Source organism: Methylobacterium amylolyticum, from assembly GCF_030700245.1.
Classification (GTDB): Bacteria; Pseudomonadota; Alphaproteobacteria; order Rhizobiales; family Beijerinckiaceae; genus Methylobacterium.
Map to the genome: position 1 here is coordinate 13,879 of NZ_JAUYZI010000028.1, position 21,384 is coordinate 35,262.

25 protein-coding genes are annotated in these 21,384 nt (G+C 72.6%); 15 read left to right on the forward strand and 10 right to left on the reverse strand.

The window, feature by feature from the left end; all coding sequences use genetic code 11:
- Positions 1–96 precede the first annotated feature (96 nt).
- Positions 97–276 (forward strand): hypothetical protein, encoded by a 180-nt coding sequence (locus Q8W71_RS19405; RefSeq protein ID WP_305527045.1) that lies wholly within the window; start codon positions 97–99, stop codon positions 274–276.
- 4 nt (positions 277–280) lie between these two features.
- On the opposite strand, the gene Q8W71_RS19410 is transcribed toward Q8W71_RS19405, so the two are convergent.
- Genes Q8W71_RS19410 through Q8W71_RS32930 form a run of 3 tightly spaced genes read right to left on the reverse strand, consistent with a single transcriptional unit; the run spans position 281 to position 2,212 of the window.
- Positions 281–481 carry a hypothetical protein gene (locus Q8W71_RS19410; RefSeq protein ID WP_305527046.1) on the reverse strand — a complete coding sequence of 67 codons (201 nt, stop codon included), beginning with the start codon at positions 479–481 and terminating at the stop codon, positions 281–283.
- Positions 474–1,067 (reverse strand): isochorismatase family protein, encoded by a 594-nt coding sequence (locus Q8W71_RS19415; RefSeq protein WP_305527047.1) that lies wholly within the window; start codon positions 1,065–1,067, stop codon positions 474–476. Before Q8W71_RS19415 ends, Q8W71_RS19410 begins: the two co-directional genes overlap by 8 nt.
- Entirely contained in the window at positions 1,064–2,212 is a 1,149-nt protein-coding gene (locus Q8W71_RS32930; protein WP_370875475.1) for a GNAT family N-acetyltransferase, read from the reverse strand. The genes Q8W71_RS19415 and Q8W71_RS32930 overlap by 4 nt, the downstream gene beginning before the upstream one ends.
- A 240-nt stretch (positions 2,213–2,452) precedes the next feature.
- Between Q8W71_RS32930 and Q8W71_RS19425 the strand changes: the two genes are divergently transcribed.
- The 10 genes from Q8W71_RS19425 to ureG all read left to right on the forward strand — a co-directional run bounded on the left by Q8W71_RS19425 (position 2,453) and on the right by ureG (position 9,564).
- Positions 2,453–3,436 carry a LysR family transcriptional regulator gene (locus Q8W71_RS19425; protein WP_305527048.1) on the forward strand — a complete coding sequence of 328 codons (984 nt, stop codon included), beginning with the start codon at positions 2,453–2,455 and terminating at the stop codon, positions 3,434–3,436.
- Positions 3,437–3,642: 206 nt separating this feature from the next.
- Positions 3,643–4,263: an urease subunit gamma gene (locus tag Q8W71_RS19430; RefSeq protein WP_305527049.1), complete on the forward strand. Its 621-nt coding sequence runs from the start codon at positions 3,643–3,645 to the stop codon at positions 4,261–4,263.
- A 60-nt stretch (positions 4,264–4,323) separates the two neighbouring features.
- Positions 4,324–4,611, forward strand: a complete 288-nt coding sequence (locus tag Q8W71_RS19435) for an AbrB/MazE/SpoVT family DNA-binding domain-containing protein (RefSeq protein ID WP_305527050.1) — start codon at positions 4,324–4,326, stop codon at positions 4,609–4,611.
- Positions 4,608–5,024 carry a PIN domain-containing protein gene (locus Q8W71_RS19440; RefSeq protein ID WP_305527051.1) on the forward strand — a complete coding sequence of 139 codons (417 nt, stop codon included), beginning with the start codon at positions 4,608–4,610 and terminating at the stop codon, positions 5,022–5,024. Before Q8W71_RS19435 ends, Q8W71_RS19440 begins: the two co-directional genes overlap by 4 nt.
- A gap of 5 nt (positions 5,025–5,029) precedes the next feature.
- Entirely contained in the window at positions 5,030–6,757 is a 1,728-nt protein-coding gene (gene ureC / locus Q8W71_RS19445; protein WP_305527052.1) for an urease subunit alpha, read from the forward strand.
- 37 nt (positions 6,758–6,794) lie between these two features.
- On the forward strand, positions 6,795–7,238 hold the full coding sequence (locus tag Q8W71_RS19450; RefSeq protein ID WP_305527053.1) for a DUF29 domain-containing protein: 444 nt from the start codon (positions 6,795–6,797) through the stop codon (positions 7,236–7,238).
- A complete protein-coding gene (locus tag Q8W71_RS19455) occupies positions 7,238–7,744 on the forward strand; it encodes a DUF29 domain-containing protein (protein WP_305527054.1) in 507 nt (168 codons plus the stop codon). Before Q8W71_RS19450 ends, Q8W71_RS19455 begins: the two co-directional genes overlap by 1 nt.
- Positions 7,741–8,232 carry an urease accessory protein UreE gene (locus Q8W71_RS19460; RefSeq protein WP_305527056.1) on the forward strand — a complete coding sequence of 164 codons (492 nt, stop codon included), beginning with the start codon at positions 7,741–7,743 and terminating at the stop codon, positions 8,230–8,232. The genes Q8W71_RS19455 and Q8W71_RS19460 overlap by 4 nt, the downstream gene beginning before the upstream one ends.
- Positions 8,225–8,911, forward strand: coding sequence for an urease accessory protein UreF (locus Q8W71_RS19465; RefSeq protein ID WP_305527057.1), 687 nt, complete (start codon positions 8,225–8,227; stop codon positions 8,909–8,911). The genes Q8W71_RS19460 and Q8W71_RS19465 overlap by 8 nt, the downstream gene beginning before the upstream one ends.
- An 8-nt stretch (positions 8,912–8,919) precedes the next feature.
- On the forward strand, positions 8,920–9,564 hold the full coding sequence (ureG, locus tag Q8W71_RS19470) for an urease accessory protein UreG (RefSeq protein ID WP_370875477.1): 645 nt from the start codon (positions 8,920–8,922) through the stop codon (positions 9,562–9,564).
- Between the two features lie 519 nt (positions 9,565–10,083).
- Here ureG and Q8W71_RS19475 read toward each other — a convergent pair.
- Complete coding sequence (locus tag Q8W71_RS19475) at positions 10,084–10,320, reverse strand: hypothetical protein (protein WP_305527058.1); 237 nt, start codon at positions 10,318–10,320, stop codon at positions 10,084–10,086.
- Between the two features lie 180 nt (positions 10,321–10,500).
- Here Q8W71_RS19475 and Q8W71_RS19480 point away from each other — a divergent pair, with 180 nt between their 5' ends.
- Together Q8W71_RS19480 and Q8W71_RS19485 are read left to right on the forward strand one after the other, a co-directional pair.
- The gene (locus Q8W71_RS19480; protein ID WP_305527059.1) at positions 10,501–10,704 is read left to right on the forward strand and encodes a DUF3311 domain-containing protein; all 204 of its coding nucleotides are present in this window, start codon (positions 10,501–10,503) and stop codon (positions 10,702–10,704) included.
- A complete protein-coding gene (locus Q8W71_RS19485; protein ID WP_305527060.1) occupies positions 10,701–12,158 on the forward strand; it encodes a sodium:solute symporter family protein in 1,458 nt (485 codons plus the stop codon). The genes Q8W71_RS19480 and Q8W71_RS19485 overlap by 4 nt, the downstream gene beginning before the upstream one ends.
- 107 nt (positions 12,159–12,265) lie before the next feature.
- On the opposite strand, the gene Q8W71_RS19490 is transcribed toward Q8W71_RS19485, so the two are convergent.
- From Q8W71_RS19490 to Q8W71_RS19505, 4 genes are all read right to left on the reverse strand, one after another.
- Positions 12,266–13,042 carry an ABC transporter permease gene (locus Q8W71_RS19490; RefSeq protein ID WP_305527061.1) on the reverse strand — a complete coding sequence of 259 codons (777 nt, stop codon included), beginning with the start codon at positions 13,040–13,042 and terminating at the stop codon, positions 12,266–12,268.
- The gene (locus Q8W71_RS19495; protein WP_305527062.1) at positions 13,039–13,950 is read right to left on the reverse strand and encodes an ABC transporter permease; all 912 of its coding nucleotides are present in this window, start codon (positions 13,948–13,950) and stop codon (positions 13,039–13,041) included. Before Q8W71_RS19495 ends, Q8W71_RS19490 begins: the two co-directional genes overlap by 4 nt.
- Before the next feature lie 208 nt (positions 13,951–14,158).
- Positions 14,159–15,217: an ABC transporter ATP-binding protein gene (locus tag Q8W71_RS19500; RefSeq protein WP_305527063.1), complete on the reverse strand. Its 1,059-nt coding sequence runs from the start codon at positions 15,215–15,217 to the stop codon at positions 14,159–14,161.
- A gap of 4 nt (positions 15,218–15,221) precedes the next feature.
- Positions 15,222–15,908 carry a Crp/Fnr family transcriptional regulator gene (locus Q8W71_RS19505; protein WP_305527064.1) on the reverse strand — a complete coding sequence of 229 codons (687 nt, stop codon included), beginning with the start codon at positions 15,906–15,908 and terminating at the stop codon, positions 15,222–15,224.
- Between the two features lie 236 nt (positions 15,909–16,144).
- Here Q8W71_RS19505 and Q8W71_RS19510 point away from each other — a divergent pair, with 236 nt between their 5' ends.
- Positions 16,145–17,053, forward strand: a complete 909-nt coding sequence (locus Q8W71_RS19510) for a UDP-3-O-acyl-N-acetylglucosamine deacetylase (RefSeq protein ID WP_305527065.1) — start codon at positions 16,145–16,147, stop codon at positions 17,051–17,053.
- Positions 17,054–17,128: 75 nt separating this feature from the next.
- On the forward strand, positions 17,129–19,000 hold the full coding sequence (locus Q8W71_RS19515; protein WP_305527066.1) for an ABC-F family ATP-binding cassette domain-containing protein: 1,872 nt from the start codon (positions 17,129–17,131) through the stop codon (positions 18,998–19,000).
- A gap of 103 nt (positions 19,001–19,103) precedes the next feature.
- Here Q8W71_RS19515 and Q8W71_RS19520 read toward each other — a convergent pair whose 3' ends face one another.
- Together Q8W71_RS19520 and Q8W71_RS19525 are read right to left on the reverse strand one after the other, a co-directional pair.
- Positions 19,104–19,991, reverse strand: coding sequence for an amidohydrolase family protein (locus tag Q8W71_RS19520; protein ID WP_305527067.1), 888 nt, complete (start codon positions 19,989–19,991; stop codon positions 19,104–19,106).
- Complete coding sequence (locus Q8W71_RS19525; RefSeq protein WP_305527068.1) at positions 19,988–21,313, reverse strand: MFS transporter; 1,326 nt, start codon at positions 21,311–21,313, stop codon at positions 19,988–19,990. The genes Q8W71_RS19520 and Q8W71_RS19525 overlap by 4 nt, the downstream gene beginning before the upstream one ends.
- Between the last annotated feature and the right edge of the window lie 71 nt (positions 21,314–21,384).

The window sequence follows — 21,384 nt, forward strand, 5'->3', positions numbered from 1 at the left end:
CGCGCCGGGCTGTCGCCGGGGGACCCGGCGTCCGGGCTGGCCCGCCGGGAACCCGACTGCTAACGGACGCGCTCTCGACCGCGAGGGAGGCGGACCATGGACTCGCTCGATCGCCGCAGGGGCGGCACTTCCGCGGCGGAGGACGCCGAGGCGCAGCGTCGCAGGGACGCGGCGGCCCTCTGGTCGGCGCTCCGGGCCGAGCGACGCTCCGGCGACGAGCGGATCGCGCGGCTGCGCGCGATGCTCCTCGCCGCGGGCGACGACGCGGCGGCCTGACCGCTCAGACTTCACGATCGTCCGACGGGGCCCGGACGCGCTCGGCGAGGGCGAGGCCGGCCGCCAGGGCCATCGCCTCGGCCTGCACGATGAGCGCCGGGTCTCCGAAGCCGCGGGCGGCGTCGAGCAGCGCCAGGGCGGCGCGCCCGAGGCGCAGGTCGGACGCGTCCCCCGACGCGCGGGGGCCGGGATCGCGATCATCCATGGGCGTAGGCCGTGCTGAGGGCGCCCGAGCGCGCGATCCAGGCGGCGGTGTCGGTCACCTCGGCGTAGACGCGCATGATCGCGCTCACCGAGCGGTGGACCGCCTCGCCGGACAGCCCGTCGAGGTCGTGGCTCGCGGAGGCGTCGGACAGGAAGGTCAGGTCGTGTCCCCGGTGGAAGCCCTCCACCGCCGTGGCGAGGCAGGCGGCCTCCCCGGGGAAGCCCGCCAGGACGAGGGATACGTCGGCGCGCTCCATCGCGTCGGCGAAGGCGGGGCTGGCATAGGCCGAGGGGCGGTCGCGGTCGAAGATCGCGTCGCAGCCGTGCGGCTCGAACCCGTCGATCCACCGGGCGAACCGCGATCCGGCCTGGAACAGGGGCGCCCCGATCCAGCGGACGTAGACGACCGGCATCCCGCTCGCCCGGGCGTGATCGAGGGCGCGGCGGCAATTGGCCAGCGCGGGCGCGAGGAGCGGCAGGGCCAGGGGCCGTCCCGCCACCGCGTATTCCTGCTGGAGATCGACCAGGACGAGCACCGGAACCTGCGTCGGCCTGCGGTAGAGCGCCGGATTCAGCGGGCGGGTCATCGCGCGGCCACCCGCGTGTCGACCGAGGGCCGCGTCACCGGACGGATCCGCGACCAGTCGAGCACGCCCGCCCGGTGCCAGCGCCCCTCGGGCCGGATGAGCACGTAGGGGTCGGCGTCGAGGCCGATCGCCTGCGGGTGGGGCTCCGCCTCCAGCAGCATCTCGACGTAGTCGAAGTCCGAGAAGGTGAATTCCCGGGCGCCCTCGAAGACGCGCGCGCCGAACCGGCTCCAGAAGTCGACTAGCCGCCGCTGGGCGTGGCCGTAGATCTGCCGATAGCCCTTGACCCGGGCGAGCTCGATGCCGGCCCGCACCAGGGTAAAGGCGAGGCGCGTGTTGCGGTGCTCGGCGCGGACCGCGAGCCGCTCGATCTTGGCGAAGTCGGCGAAGAACCGGATGCGCAGGCACCCGGCCGGCTCGTCGCCGACGTAGCCGACGAGATGCGTGGCCGAGAGGTCGTTGCCGTCGAACTCCTCGTCGTAGGGGCAGGCCTGCTCGGCCATGTAGACCGAGGCGCGCAGGGCGATGACGCGGGCGAGGTCGTCCATGGAGCGGACCACCGCGACGCTCACGCCGCGCCGTCCGGGGCGGTGGCTGTCGTAGATCGGCGCCGCCTCGGGCGCGGGCGAGCGGGCGAGGTGGTAGAGCGACCGCGCCGCCGCCCCCGGGAGCGTGCCGCGGACGAAGCCGAGGCCGGTCAGCAGGTCGGCGCCCTCGGGCGTGGCGGCCCGTGCGTAGAAGTCGACGCCCCGGTAGAGCGGGCTCGACAGGCGGTCGAAGACGAGGCCGACGCCGCCGGCGAGCCGGCGCCGGGCGTGGACGCCCCAGACGTAGATGGCGGCCGGACGCTCGTGCTGGCCGGCGAGGAGGGCGGCGGGCGGATTGGACGCGTCGAACGCGCCGGATCTCAGCGCGGCGAGGCCGTCCGCGTTCAGCATCAGGCAGGCGACGAAGCCCTCGCCGCGGGGATCGGCCGCATCGAACCGGGCGCGCGGGGCGATCGCGTAGACCGAGTCGGGATTGGCCGTCATGACCCGGCGGACGGTGGCCAGCGACGCGAGGCCCGGGAGGTCGGCGCGGGCCACCGCGATCAGCCGCGCCAGATCATCCGGCGTCGGCGTGAATACGACCAAGTGCCGCGCCATGCGGCCGACATCCATCGTCAGGAGGCCGTGCCGCGGCGCGCCGCCCTGCCGGGCAGCGTCAACGTCAGATATGTCTCTCGGGAGGAACGTCGTTCCCGCGTGATGGAACGTCATGACTGACCTGTGGTCTACGACCTGATTGACCCGGCAATCCTTCGCATCTAACCCTCAGGTTGTATGCCTACATTTTGAAACAGGGGTGTTCCGCTCATGGAAAGGGTCGATGCCGGAACCGGCCCGATGCCCGACTGGCAAAGCCTCTTCGTTTTCCTGGAGCTGGAGCGCAGCGGCAGTTTCCGCGCGGCGTCCGGGCGCCTCGGACTGTCGATCAACGCGGTCCGGCGCCGGATCGAGCTGCTCGAAGCCAGCGTCGGCGCGCCGCTGATCACGCGCCACATCGACGGCATCCGGGCGACCGCCGAGGGCCGCGCGGTGCTCGAAGCCGCGGCGCAGATGGAGAGCGCGGCCTTCGGCGTGCTGCGGGCGCGCGACGCCGCCGGGTTCACCGAGGCCGGCGAGGTTCGGATCGCCGTGACCGAGGGGCTCGGCGCCTTCTGGATCGCCCCGCGCCTCGTGGAGTTCCAGCGCGCCAACCCGCGGCTCACCGTCGACCTGCGCTGCGCGATGGAATCGGCCGACGTGCTGCGGCTGGAGGCGGACGTCGCGATCCAGCTCACGCGGCCGACGAGCCCCGACCTGCGCGTGGTCAAGCTCGGCCGGATGCACGTGATGCCCTACGCGGCCGCGGTCTACGCGGATCTCTACGGCCTGCCCGACCGGGCGGCCGATCTCGTCCGCCACCGGATCGTCGTCCAGTCCGGCGGCCAGACGATCAACCTCTCGGACTACGCCCGCGCCCTGGACGGCTTTCCGGAAACGGTCTCGGTCGCGCTGAAGTGCAATACGAGCAGCGCCTATTACTGGGCGATCGCCCGGGGGGCGGGGATCGGCCTGCTGCCGACCTACGCGAGCCCCAGCGGCGCACGCGTGATCCCGGTGGACAATCTCGGCCATTTCGGCCTCGATATCTGGCTGACCTATCACCCCGACGCCGAGCGCATCGGCCGGGTGCGCCGGACGATCGACTGGCTGCGCGCCTCCTTCGACCCGGTGCGCTTCCCCTGGTTCGGCGACGCCTTCATCCACCCCCGCGACCTGCCCGCCAAGCTGCGCCGCGGGGCGATGCCCGAGCTGCTGCCGGAGTTCACGGAGGTGACGGACTGATCCGCCCGCGCGGCGCTCGGGCGCCGTCCGGATCCGCGTGGCGGAGCGATCCGACGGATCCGCCACGCGCCCTCCCGACGGGAGCGGCGCCGGGCCCCGGCCCCCCCGGATCCGCCCTCCGATTCGCCCGCCGATTCGCCCTTGACCCCATTCCGCGCATGATCCTTGCTCCGCCGCGACGGAACGGGCGAACGGGCGAGACGACGGTGCTGCTGACACCCCGCGAGAAGGACAAGCTGCTGATCGCCATGGCGGCGCAGGTGGCGCGCAACCGCCTCGCCCGCGGGGTGAAGCTCAACCATCCGGAGGCGGTGGCGCTGATCACCGATTTCGTCGTCGAGGGCGCCCGCGACGGGCGCTCCGTCGCCGAGCTGATGCGGGACGGGGGCACCGTGCTCACCGCCGATCAGGTGATGCCGGGCGTGCCCGAGATGATCCACGACATCCAGGTCGAGGCGACCTTCCCCGACGGCACCAAGCTCGTGACCGTGCACCAACCGATCCGCGGCGCGGCCTCCCACGACGTGCCCGGCGCGGTGACCACGCTGCCCGGCGAGATCGTCTTCAACGCCGACGCCGAGCGGACGACCCTGGAGGTCGCCAACACCGGCGACCGACCGATCCAGGTCGGCTCGCACTACCACTTCTTCGAGGTCAACCCCGGCCTCGTCTTCGACCGGGAGCGGGCGCGCGGCCGACGCCTCGACATCGCCCCGGGGACCGCCGTGCGCTTCGAGCCCGGCTCGACGCGGGAGGTGACGCTGGTTCCGCTGTCCGGCTTGCGGGCGGTGTACGGGTTCCGCGGCGACGTGATGGGACCGTTGTGAGCCCTTGCCGGCGATGCGTGCCTCTCCTTACAATCTCGTCGCTTGGTAAGGAGATTGCGGGTGAAGGCGATCGAAGCGACCATCACGTCGAAGGGTCAACTCACCGTACCGGCGGCCCTTCGGAAGGCGCTCGGACTCAAGGCCGGCGACAAGCTCGTCTTCACGCGGGACGCCGAGGGGCGCTTCGTCGTTGACGCCCGCACCGATGCCCTCGCCGACCTGCGCGGCATCGTCGGGTCCGACGCGCCGGGACCGGTCAGCGGCGCGCAGGTGAAAAACTGGATCGCCGAGAGCCGCACGGACCGCTGGAGGCGGGCGGGCGCGGCGGACGAGGACGGGACCGCGTGATCGGCCTCGACACCAACGTGCTGCTGCGCTGGCTCGTGGACACGGCAATCTGGCCCGACGATGCGCCGCAGGAGACGGCGCTGGTCGCCGAGACCTTGGCGCGCCGCGACGCGCGCTTCTTCGTCAACGTGATCGTTCTCGCCGAGACGGTCTGGGTCCTGGCGCGCCCCTTGCGACAGCGCAAGGCGCTCCTCGTGACGGTCGTTCGCCGACTCCTGGGGGCCGCGAACATCGAGATCGACCAGCGCGAGGCGGTGACGCGGGCGCTCGCAGCTTGGGCGACGGGTGCGGGCGACTTCGCCGATCATCTGCTCGGCGCGCTGAACGAGCAGGCCGGCTGCGCGACGACACTGACCTTCGACCGGAAGGCGGCGCGCGCGGGTCCGTTCACCCATCTGGTCCGGGAGACGTGACGGGGATGTCCAACACCCGAAAGCCCGCCGCCCTGCCGCGCTCGGCCTACGCGGCCATGTTCGGGCCGACCGTCGGCGACCGGATCCGGCTCGCCGACACGGCGCTGGAGATCACGGTGGAGCGCGACCTCACGGTGTACGGTGAGGAGGTGAAGTTCGGCGGCGGCAAGGTGATCCGCGACGGCATGGGCCAGTCGCAGGCGACCAACGCCGGCGGGGCGGTCGACACGGTGATCACCAACGCCGTGGTCCTCGACCACTGGGGCATCGTGAAGTGCGACGTCGGCCTCGTGCGCGGGCGGATCCACCGGCTCGGCAAGGCCGGCAACCCCGACGTGCAGCCGGGCGTCGACATCGTGGTCGGACCCGGCACCGAGGTGATCGCCGGCGAGGGCAAGATCCTCACCGCCGGAGGCTTCGACAGCCACATCCACTTCATCTGCCCCCAGCAGATCGAGGAGGCTTTGTGCTCCGGCGTCACCACGATGCTCGGCGGCGGCACCGGCCCGGCGCACGGCACCTTCGCCACCACCTGCACGCCCGGGCCCTGGCACATCGCGCGGATGATCGAGGCGGCGGACGCCTTCCCGATGAACCTCGCGTTTGCCGGCAAGGGCAACGCCTCGCGGCCCGAGGCGCTGGTCGAGATGGTGCGCGGCGGCGCCTGCGCGCTGAAGCTGCACGAGGACTGGGGCACGACCCCGGCCGCGATCGATACCTGCCTCAACGTGGCCGACGCCCACGACGTGCAGGTCATGATCCACACCGACACCCTCAACGAATCGGGCTTCGTCGAGGACACGATCGCGGCGTTCAAGGGCCGCACCATCCACGCCTTCCACACCGAGGGGGCCGGCGGCGGGCACGCCCCCGACATCATCAAGGTGGCGGGGCTGCCCAACGTGCTGCCGTCCTCGACCAACCCGACGCGGCCCTACACCAAGAACACGATCGACGAGCATCTCGACATGCTCATGGTCTGCCACCACCTCGACCCGTCGATCCCCGAGGACCTCGCCTTCGCCGAGAGCCGGATCCGGCGCGAGACCATCGCGGCGGAAGACATCCTGCACGACATCGGCGCGCTCTCGATGATGTCGTCGGACAGCCAGGCGATGGGCCGGGTCGGCGAGGTGATCATCCGGACGTGGCAGACGGCGGACAAGATGAAGCGCCAGCGCGGCGCGCTGCCGGGCGACGCGTCGGGCACCGACAACCTGCGGGCGCGCCGCTACGTGGCCAAGTACACGATCAACCCGGCGATCGCGCACGGCGTGTCGCGCCACATCGGCTCGGTGGAGCCCGGCAAGCTCGCCGACCTCGTGCTGTGGAGCCCGGCCTTCTTCGGGGTGAAGCCCGACCTCGTGCTGAAGGGCGGCAGCATCGCCGCCGCGCCGATGGGCGACCCCAACGCCTCGATCCCGACGCCGCAGCCGGTGCATTACCGGCCGATGTTCGGCGCCTACGGCCGGGCGCCCTACGCCACGGCGCTGACCTTCGTCTCGAAGGCCGCGGTCGAGGACGGGCTGCGAGAGCGGCTCGGCGTGCGCAAGGACTTGGTGGCGGTCGAGAACGTGCGCGGCGGCATCTCGAAGAAGTGCATGGTCCTCAACGACGCGACGCCCGAGATCGAGGTCGACCCCGAGACCTACGACGTGCGCGCCGACGGCGAACTGCTGGTCTGCGAGCCGGCCGAGGTGCTGCCGATGGCGCAGCGGTATTTTCTGTTCTGAGTGCGGTAGGATCGCGCGCTGGCGCGGAGTGATGGCGATGGACGCGAGGCCCGCGGGAAATCTCTACGAGGCCGATTTCTACGCCTGGGGCCGCCGGCAGGCGCGCGCCATCGCGGCCCGCGAGCACCGCGCCTTCGATATCGAGAACCTGATCGACGAGGTCGAGTCGGTGGGGCGCAGTCAGCGGGCGGCGATCGAGTCGCATCTGCGGGTTCTCGTCATCCACCTCCTGAAGTTCCGCTACCAGCCGGAGCGCGCCACGGCGAGCTGGCGCGTCACCCTGCGCGCCCAGAGGCGGGAGATCGAGCGGCTCGTGGCACGAAGCCCCAGCCTGCGCGGCTATCCGGCCGAGATCCTGGGGGAGGCCTACCGCGACGCGGTCCGCGGGGCGGCGCGGGAGACGGGCCTGCCCGAGGACCGATTCCCGGCGTCGATACCGTTCACGCTGGACCAGATCCTCGATCCCGGGTTCGAGCCCTGATGCCGCGCACCCGCGCCGCAGCGGCCGATGACCGGTTCGAGGCCGACCTCGCCGCCTGGGCGGACGCGCAGGCCCGTGCCCTGCGCGAGGGGCGTAGCGCGGATCTCGACGCCGCCCACCTCGCGCGCCTCGTCGAGGATCTGGCGCTGGAGCGGAAGACCGAGTTGCAGGCCCGTCTCGGCGTGATCCTGACGGGTCTTCTGCGCTGGGCGGAGCAGGTCGATCTGCGCGGCCATTCCTGGGCGGCGACCATCGACATCCAGCGCCTTCAGGTGGACGCCATCCTGGAGGAGAGCCCGAGCTTGCGCCCGGCGGTGGCGGACCTGATCGCCGCCGCCTATCCCGAGGCGAAGGCGCGCGCCGTTCTGGAGAGCGCGCTGTTCGACGAATCCTTCTCCGAATCCTGCCCCTTCACGGACGACGAGGTTCTGCGCGTGGGTTTCCTGCCCGATCCCTACGGCGACGACGCCGTCCGCGGCGCGGGATGGTGGAAGCGCCACCCGTGATCCGCGCCACCCGCATCCTCCGCGCCGACGCGCTCACTGGCGGCGAGATCGTCGACCGGGTCGTGCTCGACCACGGCGACCGGCACCGGCGGCGGACCAGCATGCGGGCGGTGGGCGGGCTGGCGTTCCTGCTCGATCTGCCCCGGGCCGTGGTGCTCGACGACGGCGACGCGCTGGTGCTGGAGGACGGCCGGCTCGTCTGGGTCGAGGCGGCGGCGGAGCGGCTCCTGGAGATCCGGGCGCCGAGCGAGCACGCCCTGCGGCGGCTGATCTGGCACATCGGCAACCGGCACATCCCGGCCGAGATTGGCGCGGACGCGGTGTGGATCGCCGACGACCACGTGCTCGCCGAGATGGTGCGGGGGCTCGGCGGCACCGCCGAGCCGGTCGAGCGGCCGTTCCGGCCGGAGGGCGGCGCCTATGCAGGCGGGCACGGCCAAGCCCACGGCCACTTGCACGGTCACGCCCACGGCCATCACCATGACTGACGGCGCGGTCAAGGCGCTGCGGCTGATGGCGTGGCTGTCGCCGGGCTATCCGGTGGGGGCCTACGCCTACTCGCACGGCCTGGAGGCGGCGGTCGAGGCGGGGGACGTGCGCGACGAGGCCGGCCTGAGCGCGTGGCTCGACGACGTCTGCGCGCGCGGGTCGCTGCGCAACGACCTGATCCTCGCCGCCCACGCCCGGCGCGCCGCGGCGGCGGGCGACGCGGCGGGCCTCGACGCGCTGAACGCCCTCGCCCTGGCGCTCGCGCCCTCGCGCGAATTGCACCTGGAGACGAGCCAGCAGGGCCGCAGCTTCCTCGACGCCACCCTCGGGGCGTGGCCCTGCCCGGACCTGCACACGCTCGCGCACGCCCTCGACGGGTCGGTCGCCTACCCGGTCGCGGTCGGCGCGGCGGCGGGGGCGCACGGGATGGCGCCGGGCCCGGTGCTCGCCGCCTACGGGCTCGCCTTCGTCCAGAACCTCGTCTCGGCGGCGCTGCGCGCGGCCCCCGTGGGGCAGGCCGCCGGCACCCGGGTGGTCGCGGCGCTGACGCCGGCCGTGGCCGGTCTCGCCGCCGAGGCGGAGCGCGCCGATCTCGACGCGCTCGGCTCCGCCTGCTTCCGCCTCGATCTCGGCTCGTTCCGGCACGAGACGCAGTATTCCCGCATCTTCCGATCCTGAGGCGCCCGATGATGTCCTCGAACGGCCCCGTCAACGGCCCCGTCAACGGCCCCTTGCGCGTCGGCATCGGCGGCCCGGTCGGCTCCGGCAAGACGGCGCTGATGGAGCAGCTCTGCAAGCGGTTCCGCGACCGCTACGAGATCTGCGCCATCACCAACGACATCTACACGAAGGAGGACGCGCGCATCCTCACCGTGGCCGGCGCCCTGCCGGAGGAGCGCATCCTCGGCGTCGAGACCGGGGGCTGCCCGCACACGGCGATCCGCGAGGACGCCTCGATCAACCTCGCCGCGGTGGCCGAGATGAGCCGGCGATTTCCCCGGCTCGACCTCGTTCTGATCGAATCGGGCGGCGACAACCTCGCCGCGACCTTCTCGCCGGAACTCGCCGACATCACCCTCTACGTGATCGACGTGGCCGGCGGCGAGAAGATCCCGCGCAAGGGCGGCCCCGGCATCACCCGCTCGGACCTGCTGATCGTCAACAAGACCGACCTCGCGCCGCTGGTGGGCGCGGATCTCGCGGTGATGGAATCCGACACCCGGCGGATGCGCGGGCAGCGCCCCTACGTGTTCGCCTCACTGCGCGCGGGCGACGGGGCGGACGCGGTCGCCCGCTTCGTCGAAGAGGCCGGTGGGCTCGGCCGGACCTGACCGTCTCCGCGCCGGTTGGAGCCGTTCCCGATCGCGGTGCACCCGGTCCACGACAGTTCGGAGTTTGCGTCGGCGTTTGCGTCGGCCGATCCCGCCAACCCCCTCATCCTGAGGTGCCGGTGCGAAGCGGAGGCCTCGAAGGAGACCTCCCGCCGGCCGCGCGATCCCTGGAGGTCTCCTTCGAGGCCCGCTCTCGCGGGCACCTCAGGATGAGGATCAGGGTCGGAAACACCCCTCGGTTCGCCGCGCCGTGTACTCTGCGCGTGGCAATCATGCACGGCTCTGATACGGCTTCCGGCTGAAGGGTTCGGGATCGACGCTCTCCGTCTTTGCGAGCGGAGCGAAGCAATCCAGGGGCGCCACCGTCTCAAACCGCGCGCTGCCCTGGGTCGCTTCGCCTACGGCTCGCGATGACGGCGTGGGCCCGGATCACCGAGCGGTTCACCCGGAAACGGTATGAGCCTTCGATTCGACGCGCTTTCTCGCGCCGATCCGGTATCAGCCTCGGCGGAGAGCGCTCTAATGTTCGGCGGAGGCCGAGCGCGCGCGGGTGCTGCGCGCGGTACCCATCAGCGCGTCGAGGCGGCTCATGCGGTTCGCGAAGCGATCCATCGCGGCCGCGCGGGCCTTGACCGCCGGGTTGACCGGGGCGGGCGCGGCGACGCGGGCGGTGTGGCGCGCGGGGCGGGCCTCGGCCGGCCGAAGCGGGACCACGAGCGCGGCGGCCAGCGCGAGAAGGGTCAGGACGCGGGTCATGGCGGGCAATCCCCGAGGGGCCCGCATTCTGCGCGCGGGCGGATCGAGGGAGCTTAAGCGCGGCAGTCGCGGATTCGTGTGCGCCAGCGCACGGCCCGGCGCCCGCACCGGGATGAACCGGGGGGCGGCCCCGGCGTTCAGGCAGATCGGGCCCGCGGGGTCCGCCCGGAACCGCGCCCGATGCAGTCGATCCGGTGGCTCGCCGCCCTGCCGTTCCTCGGGATGCTGGTCGGGCCGTTCTTCCTCAACCGCGTCGAGCCCTACATCCTCGGCCTGCCGCTGCTGCTGGCGTGGCTGGTGGCCTGCGTGGTCGGCACCGCCGCGGTGATGGCGGTGATCTACGTCGCCGATCCGGAGAACCGCCGCCCGGAGGATCGGCGATGAGCGCCGCCCTCGCCATCGTCGCGGCGGGCTTCGTCCTCGCCCTGGCGCTCGGCCTCTACGCCCGGTCGGGCCGCGAGATGGGGCTGGAGCAGTGGACGGTCGGGGGCCGCGGCTTCGGCACAGCCTTCGTGTTCCTTCTGATGGCGGGGGAGATCTACACCACCTTCACCTTCCTCGGCGGGTCCGGCATCGCCTACGGCAAGGGCGGGCCGGCCTACTACATCCTCTGCTACACGACGCTCGCCTACGTCACCTCCTACTGGCTGCTGCCGCCGGTCTGGGCCTACGCCAAGCGCCACGGCCTCTACACCCAGCCCGATTTCTTCGCGCGCAAGTACGACAGCCCCGCCCTCGGCATGCTGGTGGCGCTGGTCGGGATCGTCGCGCTGGTCCCCTACATGGTGCTCCAGTTCAAGGGGCTCGGGATCATCGTCTCGACCGCCTCCTACGGGGCGATCTCGCCGGCCGTCGCGGTCTGGATCGGCGCGGCGGCGGTGACCGCCTACGTCGTGGTGTCGGGGGTGCACGGCTCCGCCTGGACGGCGGTGCTGAAGGACATCAGCATTCTCGGCGTGGTGGTGTTCCTCGGCCTCTACCTGCCGCTGCACTATTACGGCGGCTACGAGGCGCTGTTCCGGGCGATCGAGACCGAGAGGCCCGGTTTCCTGGCGCTGCCGGAGCACGGCCAGAGCCCGGTCTGGTTCTCGACGACGGTGCTGCTCACCGCGCTCGGGGCCTTCATGTGGCCCCACACCTTCGCCTCGCTCTACACCGCCAAGGATCCGCGCGCCTTCCGGCGCAACGCGGCGATCCTGCCGCTCTACCAGCTCATCAACCTGTTCGTGTTCATGGTCGGCTTCGTCGCGGTGCTCCAGGTGCCGGGCCTGACCGGGCCGGACGTCGACCTCGCACTGTTCAAGCTGTCGCTCCAGAGCTTCCCGCCGTGGTTCGTCGGGGTGATCGGCGCCACCGGCGTGCTCACCGCGCTCGTCCCCGGCTCGATGATCCTGATCTCCGGCGCGACCCTGATCGCCAACAACCTCGTCCGGCCGTTACGCCCCAGTCAGGACGACGCGGCCACCGCCCGGCTGTGCAAGGCGCTGGTGCCGGTGATCGCGCTGGTCTGCGTCGGCTTCGCGCTGTCGGGGGGCGACACGATCGTGCAGCTCCTGCTGATGGGCTACAACTTCGTCACCCAGCTCTTCCCCTGCTTCCTGGCGAGCCTGATGCGACGCAACCCGCTCGACCGGCGCGCCGCCGCGGCGGGGATCGTCGCCGGGATGGCGACGGTGGCCGTCACCAGCCTGTCGGGCCTGAGCCTGTCGAAGCTCGCGTTCCTCGGGCCCCTCCAGGACGTGAACGTCGGCGTCGCGGCGCTCGCCGTGAACCTGATCGTCACCGCGGCGGTGGCGCGCCTGCCGGCCGCGCAGCCCCGCCCGCGGGCCGCCGGTTAGCGCATCGTCCTGGATATCGGATCCAGCACGATGCGCTAACCCTATGACTTTACATCATCTTTTCCGAAAGCCGGTGACCACCTTTCGGGACGATGCTCCTGGCCCGTTCAGCCGGTCCCGCCGCGGCGCGCGGTGAGCCACGAGGCGGCCAGCACCGCGACGCCTACGAGGGCGATCAGGAGCGTCGAGGCGGCGTTGATCTCCGGGTTCACCCCGAGCCGCACCCGGCTGTAGAGCCGCATCGGCAGGGTCGTCGATCCCGGGCCGGAGACGAAGCTCGCGATCACGAGATCGTCGAGGGACAGGGCGAAGGCCAGCAGCGCCCCGGCGACCACCGCGGGGGCGAGCAGCGGCAGCGTGACCGTCAGGAGGACGCGCAGCGGCCCGGCGCCGAGGTCGGCGGCGGCCTCCTCCAGCGTCGGGTCGAGGCCGCGCAGCCGCGCTGCGACCACCACCGCGACGAAGCCGGTGCAGAAGGTGGCGTGGGCGACGACGAGGGTGGCCAGCCCGCGGTCGAAGCCGATCCCGATGAACATCAGGAGCAGCGACAGGCCGATCATCACCTCCGGCATCACCATCGGGCCGTAGACGAGGCCGGTGAACAGGAAGCGGCCGCGGAAGCGCCCGTGCCGCTCCAGCGCCAGCGCGGCCAGCGTGCCGAGCACCGTCGCGATCAGGCTCGACAGCACGGCGACGCGGAACGACACCCAGGTCGCGGCGATCAGCGGCTCGTCGGCGAACAGCACGCCGTACCAGCGGGTCGAGAACCCGCCCCAGACGGTGACGAGGCTCGACGCGTTGAACGAGTAGGCGACGAGCACCAGGATCGGCGCGTAGAGGAAGGCGAGGCCCAGGACCAGGGCGGCGCGCGTCACCGGGGTCACGGCCGCTCCCCCTCCCCGCGCAGCCCGTCGCGCAGCAGCACGACCGGCCCGAGCACGATCAGCAGGATCAGCACCGCCACCGCCGAGGCGAGCGGCCAGTCGCGGTTGGAGAAGAACTCGCTCCACAGCACCCGGCCGAGCATCAGCGTCTCCGAGCCGCCGAGCAGGTCGGGGATGATGAACTCGCCGACCATCGGGATGAAGCACAGGCCGGCCCCGGCCACGATGCCGGGCAGGGCGAGCGGCAGGGTCACGCTCCAGAACACCCGGGTCGGGCCGGCGCCCAGGTCGGCCGCCGCCTCGCGCAGGGCCGGGTCGAGGCGGTTCATCACCGCGTAGACCGGCAGCACCATGAACGGCAGGTAGGCGTAGACGAGGCCGATCATCACCGCGGCGTCGGTGTTGAGGATCGCGAGCGGGCGGGCGATCAGGCCGAGTTTGAGCAGGACGAGGTTGAGCAGACCCTCCTGCTTCAGGATCGCGATCCAGGCGTAGACCCGGATCAGGAAGCTCGTCCAGAACGGCACGACGATCAGGGCGACCAGGAACGGCTGGCGGCGGGCGGGGGCGCGGGCGAGCGCGTAGGCGAGCGGCACGCCGAGGGCAGCGAGCAGCGCGGTCGCCCCGCCCGCGTAGGCGAGCGAGCCGAACAGCGCGTCGCGGTAGAGCGGGTCCCGGGCGAGGGTCAGGTAATTGTCGAGGTTCAGCGCCTCCAGGAAGGTCGACCACCCCTCCAGGCCCCCCTGCCAGTCGAGCAGAGGCAGGTAGGGCGGGATCGCGGTCGCCGGCTCGGACAGGCTGATCTTCAGGGTGATGACGACCGGCAGCAGGAAGAAGGCCGCCAGCCACAGGAATGGCGGCAGGCGCACCAGCCGGGCGAACAGGCGCTGGGGGGCATCGCGGTTCATGGCACGCGCGAACCTCCCCTCCCCCCTGTGCGGGGGAGGGTACCCTGCGCAGCAGGGGGGGGAGAGGGGAGCCCGGGGTCCGGCACGATCCCCGCGTCTCAGGCCGCGCGCTTCGTCCTGCATCGTCGCTCCCCTCTCCCGACCCCCTTCGGGGGCCACCCTCCCCCGCAGAGGGGGGAGGGAGATGCGGCGCTCGTCGCGACAACCCTCATGCCGGCAGGATCACGGCGGCGTCGGGGGCGAAACCGGCGCGGGTCTCGGCGCCGACGGGCTGCGCGCCCCCCTCCCCCGGAGGCCCGCTGGCGCGCAGGGGCGTCCCGTCGGGCAGGCGGAGGAGGCGGCGCACCCGGTCGCCGAGGAAGGTCGCGTCGGCGACCGTCACGGGAAGCCCTTCGGCCCCGAGGGCGAGGCTCTCCGGGCGGACCGCCACCACGACCTCGGCCCCCTCGGCGAGCGGGTCCGCCGGCCCGGCGGCGCGGACGGGCCCGTGGGCGGTGGCGACGACCCGGGTGCCGTCGGCTTCCGCGGGCCCGAGGCGGCCGGGGATCAGGTTCACGTCGCCGAGCAGCCCCGCGACGAAGCGGCTGGCGGGGCGCCGGTAGAGGTCGGCGGGGGCGCCGACCTGGACGAGCCGGCCGCGATCCATGACGCCGATCCGGTCGGCGAGCATCATCGCCTCCTCGGGGTCGTGGGTGACGACGACGAAGCTGGTGCCGAGCCGGCGCTGCACCGCGCGCAGCTCGCCCTGCGTCTCCTCGCGCAGGCCCCGGTCGAGGGCGCCGAGCGGTTCGTCGAGGAGCAGCAGCCGCGGCTCGCGGGCGAGCGCCCGGGCGAGCGCCACCCGCTGGCGCTGGCCGCCCGACAGGGTGTCGGGCCGCCGCGCGTCGAACCCGTCGAGGCGCACGAGGCGCAGGAGCTCCGCGACCCGCGCCGCGGCGGCCCCGCGGCCGAGCCCCTTCAGGCCGTAGCCGACATTGGCCGCCACGCTCATGTGCGGGAACAGCGCGTAGGACTGGAACATCATGTTCACCGGCCGGCGGTGCGGCGGCAGGCCGGTGATGTCCGCCTCGCCGAGGACGACCCGGCCGGATGTCGGCGCCTCGAAGCCGGCGATCATCCGCAGCAGGGTGCTCTTGCCGCAGCCCGAGGGACCGAGCAGGCAGAAGAACTCCCCCGGTTCGAGGGCGAGGTCGACGGCGTCCACGGCCGCGTGCGCGCCGAAGCGCTTGGTCAGCGCTTCGAGCCGCAGCCGGGTCTCGGCGGCCAAGGCCTCAGGAATCCTCGCGCAGGGCCTCGGCCACCCGCGCCTCGAGCAGGTCGGGCCGGCGCAGCACCAGGGCGCCGCGGGTGCGGTCCACCAGCCCCTCGGAGGCCATCGTGGTGAACTCGCGCGTCACCTGCTCCCGGCGGCAGCCGATGCGGGCGGCGAGCACGTGGTGATAGGGCGGCGGCGTCACCACCCGCTCGCCCGACGTGCCCGCGCGCGGCACCGACAGGCGCAGCAGCTCGGCGTAGAGCCGGTGGCGCAGGTCGAGCAGCGCGTGCTCCATCAGCCGCGTGTTCAGCTCGCGCACCCGCTTGGCCAGCAGCCGCATCAGCCGGTCGGCGATCGGCTCGGAGGCGAACACGATCTGCCGGAACACGGTGGCCGGGACCACGCAGACCTCGCCGCGGGTGAGCGCGGTGACGTTGGCCGAGCGGCCGATCCCGTCGATCGCCGCGAGTTCCCCGAAGAAGGCGCCGCCGCGCATCTCGCCGAGGATCACCTCCTTGCCGGACTGGGTCCGGTTGAGGATCCGCACCTCGCCGGTGGCGATGAAGTACACGTCGGTCGAGATGTCGTCGAAGTCGACGAGCGTCTCGTTCTCGTCGAAGCGGCGCCAGTGGCAGCGCGTCTCGAACGGGGCGAGCTCGATGCCCGGATCCTTGAAGAAGGGTATGGTCCCCAGCCGCGCCATCGCCGATACCCCTCACGCCCGCCCCGCCCGAACGGGTGCCCACCGGCAACACTGGGGAGGGAACAGCCGGCGCCGGTGGACCGCGCGGCGCCATGGGCCGCGCGGCCTTCCGGCTCGGCTTCGCGGATCGTGACCGGCCCGTCCCCCACGGTCAAGGCGCAGCCGCTGACCGTGAGTTGATTGGCGTGGATGGGCGCGCGCGGATACCTGTTTTAGCGTTGCTTTGTCCCATCCCGATGCACCCGACCGTCGCAGTTCCCGCCGAGATCTCACCGCCGATCGGGTCCCGCCGTTCGCAAGCCACGCTGGCCGCCGCCTTCGCCCGGGCGGGCCGCGGCCTGCACACCGGCGGGCGGGCGCACGTGCGCGTCTCGCCCGCGCCGGCCGATCACGGGATCGTCTTCCGCCGCCGGCTGGAGGACGGCCGGGTCGCCGACGTGCCGGGCCTGTGGCGCTACCGGGAATCGCAGCCGCTCTGCACGGCCCTGCGCCGGGACGGCGTCCTCGTGCGCACGGTGGAGCACCTGATGGCCTCGCTGCGCGCGCTCGCCATCGACAACGCCCTCGTCGAGATCGACGCCGAGGAGCTGCCGATCTTCGACGGCAGCGCCACGCCCTGGTGCGCGGCGATCCTCGCGGCCGGCCGCGTCGAGCAGGCGGCCGCCTGCCGGACCCTGCGCGTCACCCGGACCGTCGCCGTGTGCGACGGGCGCCGGACCCTGCGGATCGAGCCCGGCCCGGGGCTGCACGTGGCGGGGCACGTCGAGCTGTCGTATTTCGGGCGGATCGACTGGGCGGGCGCGATCACGCCCGAGAGCTTCGTGGGCGAGATCGCGCCCGCCCGCAGCTTCGGCCGCTTCTTCCGGGCGATGGCGGGACGCGTCTACGGCTTCGCCGCCCGCAAGCCGTTCCTCCAGGGCTGCTCCCCGCACTCGGCGGCGCTGCTGGTGCGCGGCCACGTGATCGGCGGCCTGCGGGTGCCGGGCGAGCCGGTGCGCCACCGCATCCTCGACGTGATCGGCGACCTCGCCCTCGTCGGCCACCCGGTCGAGGGCCGGATCACCGCCGCCCATACCGGCCACGAGCTGAACCACGCGCTGGTCGCCGCGCTGATGGCGGATCCCGCCGCCTGGGAGCTGGCCTGACGGGGCACACCCTCGCCCTCGCACCCTTGCCCTCGCACCCTTGCCCTCGCGCGCCCGCCCCGCCAGAACGCGGCCATGCTGCGCGTCAACGACCTCACCTACCGCTTCGGCGAGCGCCTGATCCTCGATGCCGCGAGCTTCACCATCCCGGAGGGCGCCCGGGTCGGCCTCGTCGGGCGCAACGGCGCGGGCAAGACCACCCTGTTCCGGGCGATCCTCGGCGAGTTGCCGGTGGACGCCAAGGCGGTGTCGCTGCCCAAGGGGATGCGGATCGGCGCCGTGGCGCAGGAGGCGCCGGCCGGCCCCGAGACCCTGCACGCGGTGGTGCTCGCCGCCGACGCCGAGCGCACCCGGCTGATGGCGGAGGCGGAGGGGGCCGACGGCCTGCGCCGGGCGGAGATCGAGACCCGGCTCGTCGATATCGGCGCGCATTCTGCGCCGGCCCGCGCCGCGGCGATCCTGCACGGGCTCGGCTTCGACGCGGCGGCGCAGGGACGCCCCTGTTCCGACTTCTCCGGCGGCTGGCGGATGCGGGTGGCGCTCGCCGCCGTGCTGTTCTCCGAGCCGGACCTGCTGCTGCTCGACGAGCCGACCAACTACCTCGACATCGAGGGCACGCTCTGGCTCTACGACTACCTGGAGCGCTACCCCCGCACCGCGATCGTCATCAGCCACGACCGCGACCTTCTGGACACTAGCGTCGACCACATCCTCCACCTCGACCGCGGCAAGCTCACCGTCTACCGCGGCGGCTACACCAGCTTCGCCCGCCAGCTCGCCGAGAAGCGCGTCCTCCAGGCCAAGGCGAAGGTCAAGCAGGACGCCGAGCGCGCCCACCTCCAGAGCTTCATCGACCGGTTCAAGGCCAAGGCGACCAAGGCGCGGCAGGCGCAGTCGCGGATGAAGCGGCTCGCCAAGATGGAGCCGATCGCCGCGCTGATCGAGGACGACGTGCCGGTGATCCACCTGCCGAGCCCGGAGAAACCGCTCTCGCCGCCGATCGTGGCGATGGAGCGGGTCAAGGCCGGCTACGGCGAGCGGACCGTGCTCTCGGGGCTCGACCTCAGCCTCGCCCCCGACGACCGGGTCGCCCTGCTCGGCGCCAACGGCAACGGCAAGTCGACCTTCTGCAAGCTGATCGGCGGACGGCTGCCGCCGCTCGCGGGCGCGATGAAGCGCGCGTCCAAGATGGACGTGGCCTACTTCGCCCAGCACCAGCTCGACGAGCTGCGCCCGGCCGAGAGCGCCTACGCCCACGTGCGCACCCTGATGCCGGACGTGCCCGAGGCCCGCGCCCGCGCGGCCACCGCCCGCCTCGGCTTCGGCGCGAACAAGGCCGACACGCCGGTCGAGAAGCTCTCGGGCGGCGAGAAGGCGCGGCTGCTGATGGGGCTCGCCGCCTTCCGCGGCCCCCACCTGCTGATCCTCGACGAGCCGACCAACCACCTCGACATCGAGAGCCGGCAGGCGCTGGTCGAGGCGATCAACGACTACGAGGGCGCGGTCATCCTCGTCTCGCACGACCGCTTCCTGATCGAGGCCTGCGCCGACCGGCTGTGGATCGTCGCCGACGGCACGGTGAAGACTTTCGACGGCGACATGGACGATTACCGCCGCCTCGTCCTCGCCGGACCCGAGCGCGAGGACGATCGGGGCGCCGAGCCCGCGGGCGGCCAGAAGGCCGAGGCGCGCCGGGCCGGCGTCGAGCGCCGCGCGGCGCTCGCGCCCCTGCGGAAGAAGCTCGACGGGATCGAGGCGCGGATGGCCAAGCTCACCGCGGCGATCCAGAAGATCGACGCGGCGCTGGAGGACGGCAAAGCCTTCCGCGAGAACGCCGCCAAGGCCGGCGAGATCGCCAAGATGCGGGCGGATGCGGCCAGCGCGCTCGCCGCGGCGGAGGAGGAGTGGCTGGAATTGTCCGGCGAGATCGAGGCGGCGACCGCCTGACGGCGCAACGTCATCGCGAGCGGAGCGACGCGACCCAGGGCTGCGCGCGGCCTGTAGACGTGGCGCGCCTGGATCGCTTCGCTCACGCTCGCGAAGACGTCCGCTACGTCCCCCCGAACCGGAACAGGCGCACCGGCGCGTCCACCAGCACCACCCGCCGATCCGCCGGATCCGGCAGCCACGCGTCGAGGTTCGCCCGCATGTCGGCGTACTGCACCTTCGACTCGAACTGGGTGTGCGGCCAGTCGCTGCCCCAGAGCAGGTGGTCGAGGCCGAGGGCGTCGCGCAGCAGCGGGATCGCGGCGCGGGCGGTCGCCGCGCCGTCGGCGCCGTTGCGGTAGGGGCCCGACAGCTTGACGTAGACCCCGCCCCCGCGGCCGATCTCCAGCAGGCGGCGGAAGCCGGGATCATCGACGCCGAGCTTCGGGTCGGGCTTGCCGAAATGGTCGGCCACCACGGCGACGCCGCCGTCGCGCAGCGGGCCGAGCAGGTCCGGCCAGCGGCGTGCCTCGGCCTGCACCTCGACCTGCCAGCGCAGGTCGGCGAGGCGCTTGAGGTGGGCGCGCCAGGCCTCGGAGGCGAGCGGCGGGTCCGGCTGGCCGATCAGGTTGAGGCGCACGCCGACGACGCCCGCCGCGTCGAGGGCCTTGAGGTCGTCGGCGGAGATCGCGGGGTCGACCACGGCGATGCCGCGGAAGCGGTCCGGATACCGCTTCAAGGCGTCGAGCATGTAGCCGTTGTCGGTGCCGAGGAAGCTCGGCTGCACGAGCACCGCGTTGGAGATGCCGTTGGCGTCGAGCACCCGGATGTAGTCCTCCGGGGTGGCGTCGTAGTCCGGCGCGTAGCGGCGGCCCTCGGTCAGCGCCAGCCCGCGCTTGAACACGTGGGCGTGGGTGTCGACCGCCGTCACCGCCGCGGCGGAAGCCGGGCGCAGCAGGGCGGAGGCGGCGAGCCCCGCGCAGCCGGCCAGGAGGGCGCGGCGGGGGATCATTCGGCAGGACTCGGGGCCGGCGCGGCGGCCCGGGCCCGGGTGCCGCGCCCGAGGATCAGGGTCATGATGCTGCCCGCGCCGGTCAGCGCCACGAGCGGCAGCAGGCCCAGCGGGAAGCTGCCGGTCGAATCCTTGATGACGCCGAGCAGCCACGAGGCGATGCCGGTGCCGAGATGCGAGATCGTGTTGATCGCCGCGATGCCGGCCGCGGCGGTGCCCGCCGAGAGCCAGTCGGTCGCCATCGCCCAGAACGGGCCCTTGATCGCGTAGTTGCCCATCAGCACGAGGCTGAGCAGCAGCATCGTCACCGCGAGCGAGGAGGTGAGGTTCGTCGCGAACAGGCACAGGCAGGTCGCCATCAGCGGAAGCGCCGTGCTCCACACCCGCTCCCCGGTCTTGTCCGCGCGCAGACCCCAGAAAATCATGAAGGCCGACGCGATGCCGAACGGGATCATGTTCAGGAGGCCGGTCTGGAGGTTCGTCAGGCCGAACGACTTCAGGATCTGCGGCTGCCACAGGGACAGGGCGTTGCTGGTGGCCGAGGAGCCCGAGTAGATCAGCGCCAGCGCCCAGACGTACTTGTTGGACAGGACCTTGTGCAGCGGCAGGTGCCGGGCGACCGGTCCGGCGTCGGCGCGGTCAGCGGCGAGGCGCTCCATCAGCCACGCCCGCTGCTGCGGCGTCAGCCAGCGCGCCTCGCCCGGGTTGCTCGGCAGCATCACCAGCGCGGCGAGGCCCAGCAGCACCGCCGGGATCGCCTCGACGATGAACAGCCACTGCCAGCCGTGCAGCCCGGCCGTCCCGTCCATCTGGAGCAGCGCCGCGGAGAGCGGCGAGCCGAGGAAGCTGGAGATCGGGATCGCCACCATGAACATGGCGACGATCCGGGCCCGGTACGCCTTCGGGAACCAGTAGGTCAGGTAGAGGATCACGCCGGGGAAGAACCCGGCCTCGGCCGCCCCGAGCAGGAACCGGCACAGATAGAAGCTGTATGGCCCAACGACGAAGGCCATCGCGATGCCGACGAGGCCCCAGGTGATCATGATCCGCGCGATCCAGAGCCGCGCGCCGACCTTCTCCAGGGCGATGTTGCTCGGCACCTCGCACAGCACGTAGGCCACGAAGAACAGGCCGCCGCCGATGCCGAACATCGCCTGCGTCAGGCCGAGGTCCTTGTTCATGGTGAGCGCGGCGAAGCCGGCGTTCACCCGGTCCACGTAGGCGATGAAGTAGCAGAGCACGAGGAACGGCACGAGGCGCCAGCCCACGGCGCGCATCGTCGAGCGCTCGATCTCCGGAATCGGTGCCGTGGTCGGGGCCATACGAAACCTCGCGCCGTTTAATCCCCACCGGCTTCGCGCAGGCCCGGGCGGGCCACCACCCCGGAGCGCGA